At 53.9% G+C, this 20980-nt stretch carries 15 protein-coding genes, 1 rRNA gene and 1 riboswitch; of the genes, 12 read left to right on the top strand and 4 right to left on the bottom strand.

From position 1 onward, the window contains the following. A complete protein-coding gene (locus JK231_RS20840) occupies positions 1–2433 on the top strand; it encodes a bifunctional aspartate kinase/homoserine dehydrogenase II (RefSeq protein ID WP_211729382.1) in 2433 nt (810 codons plus the stop codon). A gap of 216 nt (positions 2434–2649) precedes the next feature. Continuing rightward, a complete protein-coding gene (gene metF / locus JK231_RS20835; protein WP_097119678.1) occupies positions 2650–3546 on the top strand; it encodes a methylenetetrahydrofolate reductase in 897 nt (298 codons plus the stop codon). A gap of 231 nt (positions 3547–3777) precedes the next feature. Here the strand turns inward: metF and ppc are convergent, their stop codons facing one another. Further along, on the bottom strand, positions 3778–6429 hold the full coding sequence (gene ppc / locus JK231_RS20830; protein WP_211729381.1) for a phosphoenolpyruvate carboxylase: 2652 nt from the start codon (positions 6427–6429) through the stop codon (positions 3778–3780). Positions 6430–6675: 246 nt separating this feature from the next. Further along, positions 6676–7824, bottom strand: a complete 1149-nt coding sequence (gene argE, locus JK231_RS20825; protein ID WP_045815696.1) for an acetylornithine deacetylase — start codon at positions 7822–7824, stop codon at positions 6676–6678. A gap of 169 nt (positions 7825–7993) precedes the next feature. Here argE and argC point away from each other — a divergent pair, with 169 nt between their 5' ends. The 5 genes from argC to oxyR all read left to right on the top strand — a co-directional run bounded on the left by argC (position 7994) and on the right by oxyR (position 13650). Next, the gene (gene argC / locus JK231_RS20820) at positions 7994–8998 is read left to right on the top strand and encodes an N-acetyl-gamma-glutamyl-phosphate reductase (RefSeq protein ID WP_211729406.1); all 1005 of its coding nucleotides are present in this window, start codon (positions 7994–7996) and stop codon (positions 8996–8998) included. A gap of 15 nt (positions 8999–9013) precedes the next feature. After that, a complete protein-coding gene (argB, locus tag JK231_RS20815) occupies positions 9014–9787 on the top strand; it encodes an acetylglutamate kinase (protein WP_058960105.1) in 774 nt (257 codons plus the stop codon). Between the two features lie 15 nt (positions 9788–9802). Then, complete coding sequence (locus tag JK231_RS20810; RefSeq protein ID WP_038644110.1) at positions 9803–11020, top strand: argininosuccinate synthase; 1218 nt, start codon at positions 9803–9805, stop codon at positions 11018–11020. Positions 11021–11096: 76 nt separating this feature from the next. Next, complete coding sequence (gene argH / locus JK231_RS20805) at positions 11097–12470, top strand: argininosuccinate lyase (protein ID WP_211729380.1); 1374 nt, start codon at positions 11097–11099, stop codon at positions 12468–12470. Positions 12471–12732: 262 nt separating this feature from the next. Then, on the top strand, positions 12733–13650 hold the full coding sequence (gene oxyR, locus JK231_RS20800) for a DNA-binding transcriptional regulator OxyR (RefSeq protein WP_097119680.1): 918 nt from the start codon (positions 12733–12735) through the stop codon (positions 13648–13650). On the opposite strand, the gene sthA is transcribed toward oxyR, so the two are convergent. Continuing rightward, complete coding sequence (gene sthA, locus JK231_RS20795) at positions 13633–15033, bottom strand: Si-specific NAD(P)(+) transhydrogenase (protein ID WP_021506825.1); 1401 nt, start codon at positions 15031–15033, stop codon at positions 13633–13635. The genes oxyR and sthA overlap by 18 nt on opposite strands. 194 nt (positions 15034–15227) lie before the next feature. Between sthA and fabR the strand changes: the two genes are divergently transcribed. Both fabR and JK231_RS20785 read left to right on the top strand, forming a co-directional pair. Further along, the gene (gene fabR / locus JK231_RS20790; RefSeq protein WP_034823706.1) at positions 15228–15872 is read left to right on the top strand and encodes an HTH-type transcriptional repressor FabR; all 645 of its coding nucleotides are present in this window, start codon (positions 15228–15230) and stop codon (positions 15870–15872) included. Positions 15873–15890: 18 nt separating this feature from the next. Continuing rightward, entirely contained in the window at positions 15891–16247 is a 357-nt protein-coding gene (locus JK231_RS20785) for a YijD family membrane protein (RefSeq protein ID WP_097119681.1), read from the top strand. Between the two features lie 36 nt (positions 16248–16283). Here JK231_RS20785 and trmA read toward each other — a convergent pair whose 3' ends face one another. Then, positions 16284–17387 carry a tRNA (uridine(54)-C5)-methyltransferase TrmA gene (trmA, locus tag JK231_RS20780; RefSeq protein ID WP_211729379.1) on the bottom strand — a complete coding sequence of 368 codons (1104 nt, stop codon included), beginning with the start codon at positions 17385–17387 and terminating at the stop codon, positions 16284–16286. 111 nt (positions 17388–17498) lie between these two features. Next, positions 17499–17680, top strand: a riboswitch (cobalamin riboswitch). A gap of 69 nt (positions 17681–17749) precedes the next feature. Here trmA and btuB point away from each other — a divergent pair. From btuB to JK231_RS20765, 3 genes are all read left to right on the top strand, one after another. Continuing rightward, positions 17750–19621, top strand: coding sequence for a TonB-dependent vitamin B12 receptor BtuB (btuB, locus tag JK231_RS20775; protein ID WP_211729378.1), 1872 nt, complete (start codon positions 17750–17752; stop codon positions 19619–19621). Next, positions 19566–20417, top strand: coding sequence for a glutamate racemase (gene murI / locus JK231_RS20770; RefSeq protein WP_211729377.1), 852 nt, complete (start codon positions 19566–19568; stop codon positions 20415–20417). The genes btuB and murI overlap by 56 nt, the downstream gene beginning before the upstream one ends. A 396-nt stretch (positions 20418–20813) precedes the next feature. Beyond that, positions 20814–20980, top strand: a 16S ribosomal RNA gene (locus tag JK231_RS20765); the annotation flags it as partial.

Genomic DNA, 20980 nt, shown 5'->3' with positions numbered 1-20980 from the left:
ATGACAAGTTCAGCAGGCGCGGGAACGCCGAACAAGCAGTTGCATAAATTTGGTGGCAGTAGCCTGGCGGATGCACGTTGTTATCAACGTGTCGCCAGCATCATGGCGGATTACAGCCAGCCGGGCGATTTAATGGTGGTCTCTGCCGCAGGCAGCACCACCAACCAGCTGATTAGCTGGCTTAAACTGAGCCAGAGCGATCGCTTATCTGCCCATCAGGTGCAACAAGCTTTACGCCGTTTTCACAGCGAACTGATCGCTGCGCTGTTGCCTGTTGAATTTGCTGAAACGCTGACCGCTGCCTTTATTCGCGATTTAGAACGTCTGGCGGCACTGCTTGACGGCGCTATCACCGATGCGGTGTATGCCGAAGTGGTGGGGCACGGTGAAATCTGGTCGGCACGCTTGATGGCGGCAGTGCTGAGCCAGCGTGATATCGAGTCTGCATGGCTGGACGCGCGTGACTTTCTGCGTGCCGAACGTGCTGCGCAGCCACAGGTCGATGAAGGCAAGTCCTGGCCATTGCTACAGGCGCTGCTGGCTCAGCATCCTCATAAGCGTTTGGTAGTAACCGGCTTTATCAGCCGTAGCGATGCCGGTGAAACGGTGTTACTGGGTCGCAATGGTTCGGACTACTCAGCCACGCAGATCGGTGCGCTGGCAGGCGTAAACCGTGTCACCATCTGGAGCGATGTGGCCGGTGTCTATAGCGCCGATCCGCGTAAAGTGTCCGACGCCTGTTTGCTGCCTTTACTGCGCTTAGATGAGGCCAGCGAACTGGCGCGTCTGGCCGCACCGGTATTGCATACACGTACGCTGCAGCCCGTGTCGAATAGCGATATCGATCTGCAGTTGCGTTGCAGCTATCAACCTGAGCAGGGCTCAACGCGCATTGAGCGCGTACTGGCTTCTGGTACCGGCGCGCGTATTGTCACCAGCCACGACGATGTGTGCCTGGTAGAGATTCACATCCCAGAAAACCACGATTTCAAAACGCAGCAGAAAGAGATCGATCTGCTGCTGAAGCGTGCGCAACTGCGTCCGCTGGCGATGGGTGTCCATCCCGATCGCCGTTTGCTGCAACTCTGCTACACCTCCGAAGTGGTGAACAGCGCATTCAATTTGTTGCAGGACGCTGCGCTGCCGGGTCATCTGCAACTGCGCGATGGCTTAGCGTTGGTGGCGTTGGTCGGCGCAGGCGTGACGCGTAACCCGCTCCATAGCCATCGTTTCTGGCAACAGATCAAAGACCAGCCGGTTGAGTTTGTCTGGCAGTCAGAAGATCACATCAGTATTGTTGCCGTACTGCGCGTAGGACCGACGCAGCACCTGATTCAGGGGCTGCACCAGTCATTGTTCCGCGCGGAAAAGCGCATCGGTCTGATGCTGTTTGGTAAAGGCAATATCGGCTCACGCTGGCTGGAGTTGTTTGCCCGCGAGCAGGAAGGCTTATCGGCGCGTACCGGCTTTGAGTATGTGTTGGCAGGCGTGGCGGATAGCAGTCGTAGTTTGCTGAGCTACGAAGGTCTGGAAGCCAGCCGTGCGCTCGCCTTTTTTGATGACGAAGCCGAAGAACGCGATGAAGAGTCGCTGTTCCTGTGGATGCGCGCCCATCCGTTCGATGATTTAGTGGTGCTGGACGTCACCGCCAGCGCACCGCTGGCACAGCAATATCTTGATTTTGCCAGCCACGGTTTCCATGTCATTAGCGCTAACAAAGTCGCAGGCGCATCCAGCAGCCAGAGTTGGCGGCAGATTCGTGATGCGTTCGCCAAAACCGGCCGTCACTGGCTATATAACGCCACGGTAGGCGCAGGATTACCGGTGAACCATACGGTGCGCGATCTGCGCGAAAGCGGCGACAGCATTCTGGCCATCAGTGGTATTTTCTCCGGCACGCTGTCCTGGCTGTTCCTGCAATTTGATGGCACCGTGTCGTTCAGTGAGCTGGTGGATCAGGCCTGGCAGCAAGGTCTCACCGAACCCGATCCGCGCGTAGATCTGTCGGGGCAGGATGTGATGCGCAAGCTGGTCATCCTGGCGCGTGAAGCCGGTTATGACATCGAGCCGGATCAGGTGCGTGTTGAATCGCTGGTGCCGTCGGATTGCGAAGAAGAATCGATTGACCACTTCTTCGAGAATGCGGACGAGTTGAATGACCAAATGCTGCAACGCTTTGAAGCGGCGCAGGAGATGGGCCTGGTGCTGCGCTATGTGGCACGTTTCGATGCCAACGGAAAGGCCCGTGTGGGGGTGGAAGCGGTGCGTCCGGAACACCCGCTGGCTTCACTGCTGCCGTGCGATAACGTGTTTGCTATCGAAAGCCGCTGGTATCGTGATAATCCGCTGGTGATCCGCGGGCCGGGCGCCGGCCGTGATGTGACAGCCGGTGCGTTACAATCGGATATCAATCGTCTCGCACAACTGCTGTAGTCTGCCTTGCAACGCAGACGGTGCCCGCCGTCTGCGCTTTTCACCCTCTGCGCTAACATGAAACTCTTTCAACTTGATTGAATATTTGTCACGCCTGTACATTAATTTTAAGTTGACGCTAACGCGCTAATGGTTCATTTTGTGCATCTGGACGTCTAAACGTATAGATGTTCGCAGGCCGCAAGTTAACCGATATGTGACGACGAGGTAATCTGGATGAGTTTCTTTCACGCCAATCAGCGCGAAGCGTTGAACCAAAGCCTGGCTGAGCTGAACGGGCAAATTAATGTCTCTTTTGAATTTTTCCCGCCTCGCACCAGTGAAATGGAAGAAACCTTGTGGAGTTCGATTGATCGACTGAGCATCCTGAAACCGAAATTCCTCTCTGTCACCTACGGTGCGAACTCTGGCGAACGCGACCGTACACACAGCATCATCAAAGGCATTAAAGAGCGCACCGGCCTGGAAGCGGCTCCTCATCTGACCTGCATTGATGCCACGCGTGATGAGTTACGCACCATCGCGCGCGATTACTGGGATAACGGTATCCGTCACATCGTCGCTCTGCGCGGCGATTTGCCTCCGGGTAGCGGCAAGCCTGAGATGTACGGCGCTGATTTGGTTGAATTGCTTAAAGAAGTGGGCGATTTTGATATCTCCGTAGCCGCTTATCCGGAAGTGCATCCTGAAGCGAAAAGTGCGCAAGCGGATTTGATCAACCTGAAGCGTAAAGTCGATAACGGTGCCAACCGCGCCATCACGCAGTTCTTCTTTGATGTTGAGAGTTACCTGCGCTTCCGCGATCGCTGTGTTGCGGCAGGCATTGATGTCGAAATCGTGCCGGGCATTTTGCCGGTATCTAACTTCAAACAGCTGCAGCGCTTTGCCACCATGACTAACGTGCGCGTGCCGGGCTGGATGAATGCGATGTTTGCCGGACTGGATGACGATCCAGAAACCCGCAAAATGGTCGGCGCCAATATCGCCATGGACATGGTGAAAATCCTGTCACGCGAAGGGGTGAAGGATTTCCACTTCTACACGCTGAACCGCGCAGAATTGAGTTACGCCATCTGTCACACGCTGGGTGTGCGTCCGACCTTAACGAACTGATTTTATTAAATAGAATTATGAGGGGGCCAATGTGCCCTCTTTTCATTGGCACCATGTTACCCAGCGGGAAGAGGCGGCAAATGGAGTAAAGCGTTGGGCGCCATGGATGGCGCACGCCGAGCGATCAGGGACGAGACAGCGGCTTTACGTAATTGCCACCTCTTCCCGCGACGCGCAACACCCATTAAAAAAGGGGCACATTGGCCCCTTCGTGATTAGCGTTTTACGCCACTAGCCCGTATTACGCATACCCGCTGCTACACCCGCAATCGTCACCATCAACGCTTGTTCAACACGCGCATCCGGCTCGTCACCACGCTCTTCCTGCGCACGTGCACGATGCAGCAGTTCAGCCTGCAACACGTTGAGCGGATCGGTGTAAACGTTACGCAGCGCGATAGACTCGGCGATCCATGGCTGGTCAGCCATCAAATGCGCATCGTTGGCGATGGTCAACACGGCTTTGATATCCGCAGCCAGCTGATCGCGCAACTGCAGACCCAGCGGCCACAGTGATTTATCAACCAGACGCTGATCGTAATACTCCGCCAGCCACAGGTCAGCTTTCGAGAACACCATCTCCAGCATGCCCAGACGGGTGGCGAAGAACGGCCATTGGCTACACATCGCTTCCAGCTGATCCTGATGACCTTCGTCCATCGCCTTCTGCAGCGCCGCACCGGCACCGAGCCAGGCTGGCAGCATCAAACGGTTCTGCGTCCAGGCGAAGATCCACGGAATCGCACGCAGTGATTCCACGCCGCCGGTAGGACGACGCTTCGCCGGACGTGAACCGAGTGGCAGTTTACCCAGCTCTTGCTCTGGCGTGGCCGAACGGAAATACGGTACGAAGTCCGGGTTTTCACGCACATAGCCGCGATACATGGCGCAGGAATGGGCTGACAAACCGTTCATGATCTCTTTCCACTCGCGCTTAGGCTCGGGCGGTGGCATCAGGTTGGCTTCCAGAATCGCACCGGTATACAGCGACAGGCTGGCGATGGTGACTTCTGGCAAACCATATTTGAAGCGAATCATCTCGCCTTGTTCGGTCACGCGCAGGCCGCCTTTCAGGCTGCCCGGCGGTTGCGACAGCAGTGCTGCGTGTGCCGGTGCGCCACCACGGCCGATGGAACCACCGCGTCCGTGGAACAGCGTCAGCGTGATGCCAGCTTTCTCACAGGTCTTGATCAACGCATCCTGTGCTTCGTACTGCGCCCAGCTGGCGGCCATCACGCCGGCATCTTTCGCCGAGTCGGAATAACCAATCATCACCATCTGTTTGCCGTTGATGAAGCCACGATACCAATCGATGCTCAGCAACTGTGTCATGACGTCATTGGCGTTGTTCAAATCGTCGAGGGTTTCGAACAGCGGCGCTACCGGCATCGCGTAAGGGATACCGGCCTCTTTCAACAGCAAGTGCACCGCCAGCACGTCCGATGGCGTTTTCGCCATTGAAATCACGTAGGAGGCGATGGAACCTTGCGGCGCTTCAGCCACCACTTTACAGGTGTCCAGCACTTCACGGGTGTTGTCGCCCGGCTCCCATTGATGCGGCAGCAGCGGACGTTTGGAATTCAGTTCGCGGATCAGGAACGCCTGTTTGTCGGCTTCTGACCAGCTTTCGTAGTCACCTAATCCCAGATAGCGCGTCACTTCGGCAATCGCTTCGGTGTGACGGGTGCTCTCCTGACGAATATCGATGCGCACCAACGGCACGCCGAAACACTTCACGCGACGCAGCGTATCCAGCAACTGACCGTTGGCGATGATGCCCATGCCGCACTGCTGCAGTGATTGATAGATGGCGAACAGCGGTTGCCACAGCTGATCGTTCGAGACCAGCAGATCGGCAGGGCGCGGCAGGCGTTCGCCTTTCAAACGGCGTCCCAGATAAGCTTGCGTGGTCATCAGCTGGCCGCGGATGCGCTTCAGAATCATGCGGTACGGTTCCAGCGCCTCTGGATCGCCGCACAACTCGCGTACTTCATCGCTGCATTCGGACATCGACAGTTCAGAAATCAGCACGCCCACGTCGCGCAGGAACAGATCGGCGGCTTTCCAGCGGCTCAACTGCATCGCATGGCGTGTGATAGGTGCGGTGACGTTCGGGTTACCGTCGCGATCGCCGCCCATCCACGAGGTGAATTTAATCGGCACGAAATCGACGGGCAACTTAATACCAAAGGTCTCTTCAACCTGCTCGTTCAGCTCGCGCAGGAATGCCGGTACGCCTTGCCACAGGCTATTTTCGACCACGGCAAAGCCCCATTTGGCTTCATCAATCGGTGTTGGACGATACTTACGGATTTCATCGGTATGCCAGGCTTGTGCGACCAACTGACGCAGGCGACGCATGACTTGCGTGCGCTCGTAATCGGAGAGATCGCTGTGGTCGAGTTGCTGCAGGCAGCTATTCACTTCGCCCAGCATGTGGATCAGCGTACGTCGGGTGATCTCCGTTGGGTGAGCGGTCAGCACCAGCTCCAGCGACAGTTCTTCGATCGCCTGGCGAATCGAACTTTCGCTGATGTCGTTTTGCTGCTTCAGACGCTCAAAGGTCTTCTTCAGGATTTCCGGATTATTCGCGCCATCGCCGCTGCGGGAGATGGTCTGATACTGCTCTGCCACGTTGGTCAGGTTGAGGAACTGGCTAAACGCGCGTGCAACAGGTAGTAACTCGTCATTAGACAGGTTTTGCAGCGTGTTCAGCAGTTCCTTACGATCGGTGTCATTGCCTGCGCGGGAGGACTTAGAGAGTTTGCGGATGGTTTCCACCCGATCGAGGATGTTCTCTCCCAGTGCATCCTTTATCGTATCCCCGAGCAGTTTGCCGAGCATACTGACATTACTTCGCATTGCGGAATATTGTTCGTTCATTTGACCCTGACACCCTTATCGTCTTGAAAGTACCCTTACACCCAACGGGCATAACATCGTCTTTTATCTAGCCACGGTTCTTCCTGTTCGTCAATTGACTTAAATTGACGATAATTCGCTGCTAACTACCGGAAATTCATAGAATTAACTTGGGGGGAAGCGAGATAAGTTATTCTTATTATCAAATCCCGAACAATGACCGGGCAATTTACTGTTTTAACAGTGAATTGCCCCATTTATTGTTAATCAGTGACAAAAATGCTGAACAACCTGCGTGATAAGCGCATGAGTTGGCTTAATAAATGCGGTATCGATAAATTCATCTGGCTGGTGCGCCTGATTGATCGATCCTGGACCTAAAACCAGCGTTGGACACAATTGCTGGATAAAAGGCGCTTCGGTGCAATAGTTCACCACTTCAGTCGGCACGCCCAGCAGTTTCTCTACCACTTTCACCAGCTCATGATCGGCCGGACATTCGTAGCCAGGAATCGGCGGGTGCAGTTCACCTACCGTTAAACGCCCCGGCCAGCGTTCGCTTACTGGCGCCAATGCTTCATTCAGCAAGCCATCCAAATCGCTCAGAGTTAAGCCCGGCAGCGGACGAATATCCATGTGCAATTCGCAGCAGGCGCAGATACGATTCGCGGCATCGCCACCGTGAATGTGACCAAAGTTCATGGTCGGGTAAGGAATCGCAAATCCATCGTGGTTATAGCGATTTTTCAGGGTATTGCGCAGTTGCATCAGCTGGGTAATGGATTCATGCATCAGCTCAATGGCGTTCACACCGCGTGAAGGATCGCTGGAGTGGCCTGACTGACCCTGAATACGAATCACGTTCGACAGATGACCTTTGTGCGCGCGCACCGGCTTCAGTGAGGTCGGCTCACCAATGATGGCGCAATCTGGACGCAACTGGGTGGATTCGGAAAAGTACTTCGCACCGGCCATGGTGGTCTCTTCATCGGCGGTGGCGAGGATGTACAGTGGCTTGCTCAGTTTGGTCACGTCAACGTCACGCAGCGCATCCAGAATAAAAGCAAAGAAGCCTTTCATATCCGCCGTACCTAAACCGTATAGCTTGTTGTCGTGCTCGGTCAGGGTGAAAGGATCGCGCGTCCAGCGGCCATCATCATACGGAACGGTATCGGTATGGCCTGCCAGCAGCAGGCCGCCAGCACCCAAACCGCTGCGTGCCAGCATATTGAATTTATGACGCGTACCCGGGACTGGCTGGACTTCAACACTGAAGCCTAAATCGCGGAACCAGCCCGCCAGCAAATTGATTAAAGTTTCATTGCTCTGATCCAGCGCGCTGTCAGTGGCGCTGATCGATGGTGTGGCAATCAGCTGGCGGTAGAGTTCGATAAAAGGTGGTAATTTTGTCTTCACTGTTGACGGTCCTTGGGTTAGGATGTATCAATATTCATGCATTAATAGTGAATAAAAATACAATAACGTCGTTTGCAAGTGAAGCGTAAAATCATCTGCAAACGGCATCGTGGGCAACGGGGCAAAGCCGCGACCCGGAATGAGTGACTGTAAAAAGGGTTACAGCCTGATGTTGAATACGCTGATCGTTGGTGCCAGTGGTTATGCTGGCGTAGAGCTTGCCACTTACCTGAATCGCCATCCGCATATGAACATAACCGCTTTGGCGGTTTCAGCGCAAAGCCCGGACGCCGGAAAATTACTCTCCGATCTGCATCCGCAGCTGAAAGGCATTGTCGATTTGCCGCTGCAGCCGCTGAGTGAGGCTTCCGAGTGGGCAGACAAAGTCGATGTGGTGTTCCTCGCGACCGCGCATGAAGTCAGCCACGATCTGGCACCCGAATTCCTCAAAGCAGGCTGTGTGGTGTTTGACCTTTCCGGTGCGTTCCGTGTCAACGACGATGCTTTCTATACTCAATATTATGGTTTCAGCCATCAACATCAGGATTGGCTGGATAAAGCCGTTTACGGCCTGGCCGAATGGCAGCATGACAAAATCAAAGATGCACAGTTGGTTGCTGTGCCGGGTTGCTATCCAACGGCTGCACAATTGTCATTGAAGCCGCTGGTCGAAGCCGGTTTGCTTAACGATGCACAATGGCCGGTGATCAATGCCACCAGTGGTGTGAGCGGCGCAGGGCGTAAAGCCAACGTCGGCACCAGCTTCTGTGAAGTGAGCCTGCAGCCGTATGGCTTGTTCAATCATCGTCATCATCCTGAAATCGTGGCGCATCTCGGTACGCCTGTGATTTTCACCCCGCATCTGGGTAGCTTCCCGCGCGGTATTCTTTCGACCACCACCTGCCGCCTGAAAGCGGGCGTGACGCAGCAAGACGTGGCAGATGCCTTCCACAAGGCTTACCACGACAAACCGCTGGTGCGTGTGTATGACAAAGGTGTCCCGGCATTGAAAGCCGTGGTCGGCTTGCCGTTCTGCGATATTGGCTTTGCCATGCAGGGCGAGCACCTGATTGTGGTGGCGGCCGAAGATAACCTGCTGAAAGGTGCCTCTTCGCAGGCGGTTCAGTGTTTGAATATTCGTTTCGGCTTCCCCGAAACGCTGTCACTGATTTAACGGACGGAAACTGCAATGAATCCATTAATCATTAAACTGGGTGGCGTGCTGCTGGATAGCGAAGAAGCGCTGGCCCGACTGTTTGATGCGCTGCTGGCTTACCGCAATGAACATCAGCGTCCGCTGATCATTGTGCACGGCGGCGGCTGCCTGGTGGACGAGCTGATGAAGAAGCTCGCTCTGCCAGTGAAAAAGAAGAACGGTTTGCGCGTGACGCCAGCCGATCAGATTGACATTATTACTGGTGCCCTGGCGGGTACAGCGAACAAGACCTTGCTGGCCTGGGCGAAGAAGTACGGCATTGGTGCTGTGGGCTTATGCCTCGGTGATGCGGGCCTGGTAAACGTGGCGCAGTTCGACGAGGAACTTGGCCATGTGGGCAATGCGACGCCGGGTAATCCAGCGCTGGTGAATACCTTACTGAGCGCGGGCTATATGCCGGTGATCAGCTCCATCGGTATTACTGACGGCGGCGATCTGATGAACGTCAACGCTGACCAGGCAGCGACCGCGCTGGCAGCGACCATTGGTGCTGATTTAGTCCTGCTTTCAGATGTCAGCGGTATTCTCGATGGCAAAGGTCAACGTATCGAAGAGATGACGGCCGATAAAGCACAGCAGCTGATCGATCAGGGCATTATTACTGATGGCATGATCGTTAAAGTGAACGCGGCACTCGATGCCGCGCGTACTTTAGGTCGTCCGGTTGATATCGCCAGCTGGCGCCATGCTGAACAGCTGCCAACCCTTTTCAACGGCGTGTCGATTGGCACCCGGATTCTCGCATAATCAAGGATTTAAGACATGAGCACGCAAAACATCAAAAAAATCGTTCTGGCCTATTCTGGCGGTCTGGATACTTCGGCCATCATTCCATGGTTGAAAGAGAATTACGGCGGTTGTGAAGTGGTGGCATTCGTGGCCAACATTGGCCAGGACCCAGCCGATCTGGAAGGCGTTGAGAAGAAGGCGCTGCAGTCTGGTGCATCTGAGTGTCACGTTGCTGACCTGCGTGAAGAGTTCATCAGCGAATACGTGTATCCCGTGCTGCAAACCGGTGCTTTGTACGAAGGCACTTACCTGCTGGGCACCTCAATGGCACGTCCAATCATCGCCAAAGCGCAGGTTGAGCTGGCGCTGAAAGTCGGTGCAGACGCGCTGTGCCACGGTGCGACCGGTAAAGGCAACGATCAGGTGCGTTTTGAAACCACCTACACCGCACTGGCGCCACAGCTGAAAGTGGTTGCGCCATGGCGTGAGTGGGATCTGCGTTCACGTGAAGCGCTGCTGGATTACCTGAAAGTGCGTAACATCCCAACGACGGCATCACTGGAAAAAATCTACAGCCGTGATGAGAACGCGTGGCACATCTCTACTGAAGGTGGCGTGCTGGAAAGCCCAGCGAATGCACCGAACAAAGATTGCTGGGTGTGGACCGTTGATCCACTGGAAGCGCCAGATCAGCCAGAGAACGTCACTGTGACCGTTGAGAAAGGTCGTGTGGTGGCGGTAAACGGCGAGAAGCTGAGCCCGTTCCAGTGCCTGGAGAAACTGAACGTGCTGGGCGCGAAACACGGCGTGGGTCGTATCGACATCGTGGAAAACCGTCTGGTCGGTATCAAATCTCGCGGCTGCTATGAAACCCCTGGCGGCACCATTATGGTCAACGCACTGCGTGCGGTTGAGCAGCTGGTACTGGATCGTGACAGCTTCAAATGGCGTGAGCAGCTGGGCCACGAAATGTCATATGTAGTTTACGACGGTCGCTGGTTTGCGCCGCTGCGTAAATCTATCCAGGCTGCTGCCGAGTCCCTGGCAGAAGAGGTGAATGGCGAAGTGGTACTGCAGCTGTATAAAGGCCACGCCACTGCGATTCAGAAAACCTCGGCGAACAGCCTGTACTCGGAAGAGTTCGCGACCTTCGGCGAAGACGAAGTTTACGACCACAGCCACGCGGGCGGCTTCATCCGTCTGTTCTCTCTCTCTTCACGCATTCGTGCATTGAACGAGCAGAAGAAGTAATACCGCGGCAGATAACACATTTTGCAAGGGCGGCTTCGGGCCGCCCTTTCTATAACAGCATTCAGGAGTTAAGCAGATGGCACTTTGGGGCGGACGTTTTTCGCAGGCAGCAGACCAACGGTTTAAACAGTTCAACGATTCACTGCGTTTTGACTATCGTCTGGCGGAGCAGGACATCACCGGTTCGGTAGCGTGGTCTAAAGCGCTGGTTACCGTGAATGTGCTGAGCAGCGATGAGCAGCAGCAACTGGAAGCCGCATTGAATGAACTGCTGGCAGAAGTGCACGCCAATCCAGAGCAGATTCTGCAAAGCGATGCCGAAGATATCCATAGCTGGGTAGAAGGCAAGCTGATCGACAAAGTCGACGCACTGGGCAAAAAACTGCACACTGGCCGTAGCCGTAACGATCAGGTCGCTACCGATCTGAAACTGTGGTGCAAAGAGCAGGTCGCGGTGTTGCTGGACGCCACGCGCGAACTGCAATCTGCCCTCGTTGCCACCGCTGAAGCTAATCAGGACGCGGTGATGCCAGGCTATACGCACCTGCAGCGTGCGCAGCCAGTGACCTTTGCGCACTGGTGCCTCGCCTATGTAGAAATGCTGGCGCGTGATGAAAGCCGTCTGCAGGATACGCTGAAGCGCTTAGACGTGAGCCCGCTGGGCTGTGGCGCACTGGCCGGCACCGCATATGAAATCGATCGCCAGCAGCTGGCCGGCTGGTTAGGCTTCGCGTCTGCTACTCGCAACAGTCTCGATACCGTGTCTGATCGTGACCACGTGCTGGAGCTGCTGTCGGATGCCTCAATCGGCATGATTCACCTTTCACGTTTCGCAGAAGACCTGATTTTCTTCAACACTGGCGAAGCGGGCTTCCTTGAACTGTCTGACAAAGTAACGTCGGGTTCTTCATTGATGCCACAGAAGAAAAACCCGGATGCACTGGAGCTGATTCGCGGCAAATGTGGCCGTGTACAAGGCGCACTGACCGGCATGATGATGACACTGAAAGGCTTGCCGCTCGCCTACAACAAAGACATGCAGGAAGACAAAGAAGGCCTGTTCGATGCGCTCGATACCTGGGTTGATTGTCTGCATATGTCAGTACTGGTGCTGGACGGCATTCAGGTGAAACGTCCACGTTGTCAGGAAGCGGCCGAGCAGGGTTACGCCAACTCCACCGAACTGGCGGATTATCTGGTGGCCAAAGGTGTACCGTTCCGTGAAGCGCACCACATTGTTGGTGAAACCGTGGTTGAAGCGATCAAGCAGGGCGTGGCGCTGGAAGCATTAAGCCTGGCGCAATTGAAGCAGTTCAGTGCGGTGATTGAGGATGACGTTTATCCGATCCTGTCGCTGCAATCCTGCCTCGACAAGCGTAATGCACAGGGCGGGGTGTCGCCTCAGCAAGTCGCATTTGCCATCGCTGAAGCGAAAAAGCGTTTAGGCTAAAAAAGAGCGGGCTCCTTTTCGGTAGCCCGCCAACCTCTAGCTTCAGAAATACATATTGTTATAGGCACATCATCAAGGGCTGGCACTCCCGGCCAACACTTTGATTTTACCGCTGATTGCAGGTGATGCTCGACGTCATCTCAGCGTCTTTTTCAACATTGCTTGCTATGGCCGGTATTATTCCTGTTCATCGCTTGATAGGGCTAATCGTTCATTGCTATTCTATCTATCGCCACGGGCTATCGTGGTTTGGAGGAAATCAATGAACATTCGTGATCTGGAGTATCTGGTTTCGCTTGCGGAGCATCGCCATTTCCGGCGTGCAGCTGATGCGTGTCATGTCAGCCAACCTACCTTGAGCGGTCAAATTCGAAAGCTTGAAGATGAGCTCGGTGTGATGCTGCTGGAGCGTACCAGCCGTAAGGTGTTATTTACCCAGGCTGGACTGTTGCTGGTGGATCAGGCGCGAACTGTGCTGCGCGAAGTCAAAGTGCTGAAGGAGATGGCGAGCCAACAGGGCGAAGCGATGTCCGGACCGCTGCATATTGGTCTGATTCCAACCACTGGCCCGTATTTGCTGCCGCAGATCATTCCCATGCTGCATCAAACCTTCCCTAAACTCGAAATGTACCTGCACGAAGCGCAAACGCAGCAACTGCTGGCACAACTCGACAGTGGCAAACTGGATTGCGCGATTCTGGCGCTGGTGAAAGAGAGCGAAGCCTTTATTGAGGTGCCGCTGTTTGATGAGCCAATGAAGCTGGCGATCTACAAGGATCATCCATGGCACGATCGCGATCGTGTGCCGATGTCTGATCTGGCCGGCGAAAAGCTGCTGATGCTGGAAGATGGCCACTGCTTGCGCGATCAAGCCATGGGCTTCTGCTTTGAAGCCGGTGCGGATGAAGATACCCATTTCCGCGCAACCAGCCTGGAAACGCTACGCAACATGGTCGCGGCAGGAAGCGGCATTACTTTGCTGCCTTCGCTGGCGGTGCCGAATGAGCGAGTGCGTGATGGCGTGTGCTATCTGCCTTGCTATAAGCCGGTTCCGCAGCGCACGATTGCTTTGGTTTATCGCCCAGGATCACCTCTGCGCAGCCGCTATGAGCAGCTGGCAGAAGCAATCAAAACCCACATGCAGGGTCATCTGGACACGTCGTTAAAACAGGCGGTTTAAGCCGTTGAGCGCCGCGACGCGATAGGCCTCGGCCATGGTCGGATAGTTGAAGGTGGTATTCACGAAGTACTCGATCGTGTTGCCGCCGTTCTTCTGCTCCATAATGGCTTGCCCGATGTGAATAATTTCTGCCGCACGTTCGCCAAAGCAGTGAATACCTAAAATCTCTTTGGTTTCACGATGGAACAGAATCTTCAGGCTACCCACGTGCATCCCCACAATCTGCGCACGCGCCAGATGTTTGAACTGCGCACGACCCACTTCGTAAGGCACTTTCATCGCAGTCAGCTGCTGTTCGGTTTTACCCACTGAGCTGATCTCCGGAATGGTATAAATCCCGGTGGGAATATCTTCGATCAAATGAGCAGTGGCTTCACCTTTAATGATCGCCTGTGCCGCAATTCGGCCCTGATCGTAGGCGGCTGAAGCCAGGCTCGGATAACCAATCACGTCGCCCACTGCATAGATGTGCGGCTGCGCAGTCTGGTACATGCTGTTCACTTTCAACAGGCCACGACCATCAGCTTCCAGCCCAACATTTTCCAGCGCCAGTGAATCGGTGTTACCGGTACGGCCGTTAGCGTACAGCAGGCAATCCGCTTTCACTTTCTTGCCCGACTTCAGGTGCATGATCACGCCGTCACTGACACCTTCAATCTTCTCGAACTCTTCGTTGTGACGAATCACCACGCCGCTGTTCCAGAAGTGATAGGAGAGCGAATCTGACATTTCCTGATCGAGGAATGCCAGCAAACGATCACGGGTGTTAATCAAATCCACCTTGACGTTCAGGCCACGGAAAATTGATGCGTATTCGCAACCAATCACACCGGCACCGTAGATGATCACATGGCCAGGTTCATGATGCAGATTGAGGATGGAGTCGGAGTCGTAAATGCGTGGGTGCGTAAAGTCGACGTCTGCAGGATGGTAAGGACGTGAACCGCACGCAATCACGAATTTTTCTGCGGTTAAGCGTTCGCGGGTGCCATCGGGCTGTTCAACTTCGATGGTGTTGGCATCAACAAAATGGGCATCGCCCTGATAAAGCTCACAACGGTTGCGCTCATAAAATCCCTGACGCATTGCCGTTTGCTGACTGATAACGTTTTCGGTGTGATTCAAAATGTCAGCAAATGAGGAGCGCAGGAGTCGGGTGTGATCGCTATAAAGAGGGTTTTGATTGAACTCGATAATACGGCTGACAGCGTGACGTAAAGCTTTGGAGGGGATGGTCCCCCAGTGAGTACAACCGCCGCCGATATTATGGTAGCGTTCGATCACTGCAATGCGCGCTCCCTGCTTCACCAGGCCCATTGCCGCACCTTCGCCGCCTGGACCTGAGCCAATCACAATGGCATCGTAATCGTAAGACTTTTGCATACCAGTACGTCCTATTTTTCTATCACATTTTTACAACGAGATTCTAACATCTCACCGCGCACTTCTGAATTCTAACAGCGAAAAATCCCCAGTTTTGACAAAGCGTGAGGTACACAGGCGGTCACAAACTTTGCGCCACTGTACGCTGAAAAGTTTGTTATAGTGCCTTCCAGATCACTTAAAAGGCCGGGAAAATGGGCGTCAGGGCGCAACAGAAAGAACGTACAAGACGTACGCTGATTGAAGCAGCCTTCAGTCAGTTAAGTGCAGAAAGGAGTTTTGCCAGCCTGAGTTTGCGTGAAGTTGCGCGTGAAGCCGGGATTGCACCTACCTCGTTTTATCGTCACTTTAAAGATGTGGATGAACTGGGTTTGACCATGGTCGACGAAAGCGGCCTGATGTTACGCCAGTTGATGCGCCAGGCACGCCAGCGCATTGCCAAGGGCGGCAGCATCATCAAGACCTCCGTTTCCACATTTATGGAATTTATCGGGAACAATCCCAACGCTTTTCGTCTCTTACTACGCGAGCGCTCCGGAACATCGGCCGCGTTTCGTGCCGCAGTTGCGCGAGAAATTCAGCACTTTATTGCTGAGCTCGCGGATTACCTTGAGCTGGAAAATCGGATGCCGCGCAGCTTTACCGAAGCGCAGGCCGAAGCCATGGTGACCATCGTGTTCAGCGCCGGTGCGGAAGCGCTGGATGTGGATATCGAACAGCGTCGCAAGCTGGAAGATCGCCTGGTGCTGCAATTGCGCATGATCGCCAAAGGCGCTTATTACTGGTATCGCCGGGAGCAGGAACGTCTGGCGGTGACCCTGGAAAAACCCGAAGAGTAATGTGATAAGGATAATGAAATGATTGAGCAAGACCCACGCGATAAAGGAACCCTGTTGTTGGCTTTTATCACCGGTTTAGCGATCAACGGCTCCTTTTCGGTGCTGTTCAGTACGTTTGTGCCTTTTTCGATATTCCCGCTGATCGCCCTTGGCCTCGCAGCCTGGTGTCTGCATCAGCGTTATCTTAACCGCAATATGCCCGATGGCATGCCTTCACTGGCCGCGGCGTTTTTCCTGTTGGGTATTCTGGTGTATAGCGCGCTGGTGCGTGCTGAATATCCGGATATCGGTTCCAACTTCATCCCGACCATTTTGATGGTGGCGCTGGTGTTCTGGATTGCCACTCGCTTCCGCCGCGCCAGGAACAAAAGCTAAATACAACAACGGGAACCGCAGGGTTCCCGTTTTGTTTTACGCTTTACGCGTGAGCCAGACGCCGCATTCCATATGATGGGTGTACGGGAACTGGTCGAACAACGCTAGCCGCGACACGTCATGCGTTTCACTCAGCGTGGCAAGATTGTCGCACAGGGTTTGCGGGTTGCAGGAGATATACAGGATGCGTGGATACGCCTGCACCATCTTCACGGTTTCCTCATCCAGGCCACTGCGTGGTGGATCGACAAAGATGGTCTCGCATTGATAGCTCTTCAGGTCGATACCTTCTAAGCGGTTGAAGCTGCGCACGCCATTCATCGCCTGCGTAAACTCTTCCGCCGCCATGCGAATGATCTGCACATTGTCGATATGGTTGGCGGCAATATTGTACTGCGCCGACGCCACCGAAGGTTTCGCGATCTCGGTTGCCAGTACGCGATGGAAGTTTCGCGCCAGCGCCAGTGAGAAGTTGCCGTTGCCGCAGTAAAGCTCCAGCAAATCACCACGTGAGCCCTGAGTGACATCCAGCGCCCATTCCAGCATCTGAATGTTCATCGCCGCATTAGGCTGGGTGAAGCTGTTCTCCACCTGACGATAAATCATCTCTTTGCCCGCTACGGGCAGGCATTCATCGACGTAATCGCGATCAAGGCAGATTTTGGTTTTGGTCGCACGGCCAATCAACTGCACATCGATGCCTTCAGCGCGCAGGGTGTCGCGCAGCGCGGTAGCGGCTTCCGTCCAGTCCGCTTCCAACTTACGGTGATACAACAGCGAAATCACAATCTGATTGCTCATCGTCGACAGGTAGTCGATTTGGAAAAGCTTGAAACGCAGCGCTATGTTATCACGGATCGCATCGATCAATTTTGGCATCAACTGGTTGATCAACGCGCTGGCAGCAGGGAATTGATCCACACGGATGCGCTGCTTAGTCTCTTGATCAAAGATGATGTGGTACAGATCGTCGCCATCATGCCAGATACGGAATTCGGCGCGCATACGGTAGTGGCTGACCGGTGAGCGGAACACCTCCACGTCAGGCGCGGCAAAGGGCACCATCATCGCCTGTAAACGGCTGACTTTTTCCGCCAGTTGCGCGTCGTATTGTTCAATCGGGAGCTGTTCGGGTGTCATCTTTAATCCTGGTAATAAGCTAGCTTGCCGGGCGATTGTAGGCATTCACCTGCTGATGTCCAGTTCTGTGAGAAGATGATGGCTGGCAGTCTGGATTCCCGACCTTCTTAACCGTAGACTGCGACTGCCGGCCTCCTTGAGTTAAAAGGGAATCCAGTGTGAATCTGGAGCTGACGCGCAGCGGTAAAAGAATGTCATGGTGATCGATCATTAAACACTGTCCTGTGGGATGGGAAGTTTTTCACCATTTATGATTCTCAGCCCGAAGACCTGCCGGTGTGTCGTCGCAATCACTGCAACCATCGCGTGCTATCGGTTGCAGGCCTGCGGCATCCTGCTTCGTCTTTTGGATGCTTACAACAATGAATAAAAGCAAAACTACGCTGTGTGCCTTCAGTGCAACGGCGCTTTCACTCTGGGCTGCGTATGGCTACGCTCAGGATGATGATACGCAAATCGTTACCGCTAATCGTTTCGCTCAGCCGGTTTCATCGGTGCTGGCACCGACAACGGTAGTCACCCGTGAAGAGATCGATCGCTGGCAGGCGAAAAGCCTGACGGATGTGATGCGCCGTTTACCGGGCGTGGATATCGCGCAGAATGGTGGCCTTGGTCAATCCAGCTCGATGTTTATCCGTGGTACTAACTCCAGCCATGTGCTGATATTAATTGACGGCGTTCGCCTCAATCAGGCGGGTATTTCTGGTTCGTCTGATCTAAGCCAGATTCCGTTGTCACTGGTGCAGCGCATCGAATATATCCGTGGCGCGCGTTCAGCGGTTTATGGTTCGGATGCGATTGGTGGGGTGGTGAACATTATTACCGGCCGTGATAAAGCAGGTACCACGTTGACGGCGGGTGTCGGTTCCAATGGCTACCAAAGTTATGATGGTTCCACGCAGCAAATGCTGGGGGATGCCACCAAACTCACCATGGCGGGTAATTATACCTACACCAAGGGTTACGACGTGGTGGCCAACTTGCCTGACGTTTACGGCGATCCCGCGCAGAAAGACCGTGACGGCTTTATGAGCAAAACCTTGTATGGATCGTTGGAGCATCAATTTAACGATGAATTCAGCGGTTTCGTGCGTGGCTATGGTTTCGACAACCGAACGGCTTACGATGGTTACCCTACTTATGTAGAGCCGAACACCTTTGTCGATACTCGCCAGCTTTACAGCCAAACCTGGGATACCGGTCTGCGCTTCAATCAGGGTATCTACTCATCCCAATTAATCGCCAGCTACAGCCATACCAAAGATTACAACTACAGCCCGCAACTCGGTAAATACGATTCGACCGCCTCATTAAATGATGTTCAGCAGTACAACCTGCAGTGGGGTAACACTGTGCAGGTCGGACATGGTGCGATCAGCGGGGGCGTGGACTGGCAGAAACAGACTTCAGAACCGGGTACTAACTCCACTATTGAAGGTCAGGAACAACGTAATACTGGGATTTATGCTACTGCGCAGCAGCAATTTGGCAGCGTAACGCTGGAAGGGGCAGTACGTGGCGACGACAATGATGCGTTTGGCTGGCATAACACCTGGCAGAGCAGTGCCGCGTGGGAGTTTGTTGACGGCTACCGTGTTTTCGCTTCTTACGGTACGGCATTCAAATCGCCGAATTTAGGACAGCTTTACAGCCAGACGTATGGTAACCCGGATCTGAAGCCTGAAAAGAGCAAGCAGTGGGAAGGGGGCTTTGAGGGGCTGACGGGCCCGGTAAACTGGCGTGTATCCGGCTACCGCAATGATATCGACAATCTGATTGATAGCGACCCAAGCACTTACGTTTATTACAACATCGATAAAGCACGCATCAAAGGGGTGGAAGCCACAGCATCCTTCGATACTGGCCCGCTCAGCCATCAAATCTCATACGATTATGTTGATGCGCGTGATGCAGAGACTAATCAGCAGCTAGTACGCCGTGCTAAGCAGCAGGTGAAATACCAACTCGACTGGACAATCTACGATTTTGACTGGTCTGTGACCTATCACTATCTTGGCGATCGTTACGATAACGATTACAACCACTCTTACACGCCGCAGCGCGTGAAATTGGGCGGTGTGAGCTTGTGGGATCTCGCAGTCTCGTATCCGGTCACATCACAACTCACCGTTCGTGGTAGAATTGCCAACCTGTTCGATAAAGACTACGAGACAGTGTATGGCTATCCAACTCCAGGAACGGAGTATTACCTCAGCGCCAGCTACAGCTTCTGATCCGCGTCCCACCGTGCTGGTGTTTGACTCCGGCGTCGGTGGGCTCTCCGTCTATGATGAGGTCCGGCAGTTATTGCCGGATCTTCACTATTTATATGCCTTCGATAATGAAGGTTTCCCTTACGGTGAAAAAACCGAAGACTTTATTGTCGAGCGTGTGGTTGCTGTGGTTGAGGCGATTACAAAACGCTTCCCGCTGGCATTAGTCATCATTGCCTGTAACTCGGCCAGCACCGTTTCTTTACCTACACTGCGTGAGCGATTCGAGTTTCCTGTTGTCGGTGTTGTGCCGGCGATTAAACCTGCTGCGCGTCTCACGCGTAATGGTGTCGTGGGATTACTGGCAACGCGCGGCACGGTAAAACGTCCTTATACTCATGAGCTGGTGGCGCAGTTTGCGCGCGAGTGCAAAATCGAAATGTTGGGTTCTGCTGAACTGGTAGAGCTGGCGGAAGCGAAACTGCATGGTGAAGGGGTGGAACTCTCTGATGTGCGCCATGCTGTGCAACCCTGGCTTCGTATGAAAGAGCCACCTGACACTGTCGTCCTGGGATGTACGCACTTTCCTCTATTGCGTGACGAGCTGCAAATGGTACTGCCTGAAGGCACGCGGCTAGTGGATTCTGGTGCAGCCATTGCACGCCGCACAGTATGGTTATTAGAACATGAAGCGCCGCACGCCGTTTCTTCTGGTCAGAATATGGCGTTCTGCACGCTTATGGATGAGGAGGCGGTGCAATTATCACCGGTTCTACGGCGTTATGGCTTTCCATTGCTGGAAAAACTGGCGATTTAGTGGGGTTTCGACGAAAAAAACAACACTCAGAATTTAATTTGCATTTAGCGCTTGTCAGCCAAAAAGAAATCCCTATACTGCGCCTCCACTGACACGGAACAACGGCTTACGAAGCGAAGTGTTCAGGAGGTGGTCTTCAAGGCAACCTTCAGAAAAGCAAAAATAAATGCTTGACTGAGAATGCGGAAAGCGTAATATACGCATCCCGCGCCGCTTGAGAAATCGCGGCACTGCTCTTTAACAATTTATCAGACAATCTGTGTGGGCACTCGCAGGATTGATATCAACGTCTCCGGACGTAAAAAATATCAAGTCTCACGAGTGAACACATAATGAAATTCATTATGACGTTTTACAGATGAGCATCGCTGCACTTGTTGCAGCAAATCAAACTTTAAATTGAAGAGTTTGATCATGGCTCAGATTGAACGCTGGCGGCAGGCCTAACACATGCAAGTCGGACGGTAGCACAGAGAGCTTGCTCTCGGGTGACGAGTGGCGGACGGGTGAGTAATGTCTGGGAAACTGCCCGATGGAGGGGGATAACTACTGGAAACGGTAGC

Origin of the sequence: Pantoea sp. JGM49, from assembly GCF_018257655.1 — a bacterium.
In the GTDB taxonomy this organism is placed as follows: Bacteria; Pseudomonadota; Gammaproteobacteria; order Enterobacterales; family Enterobacteriaceae; genus Pantoea; species Pantoea communis.
This window is presented reverse-complemented; position numbering and strand designations above follow the sequence as displayed.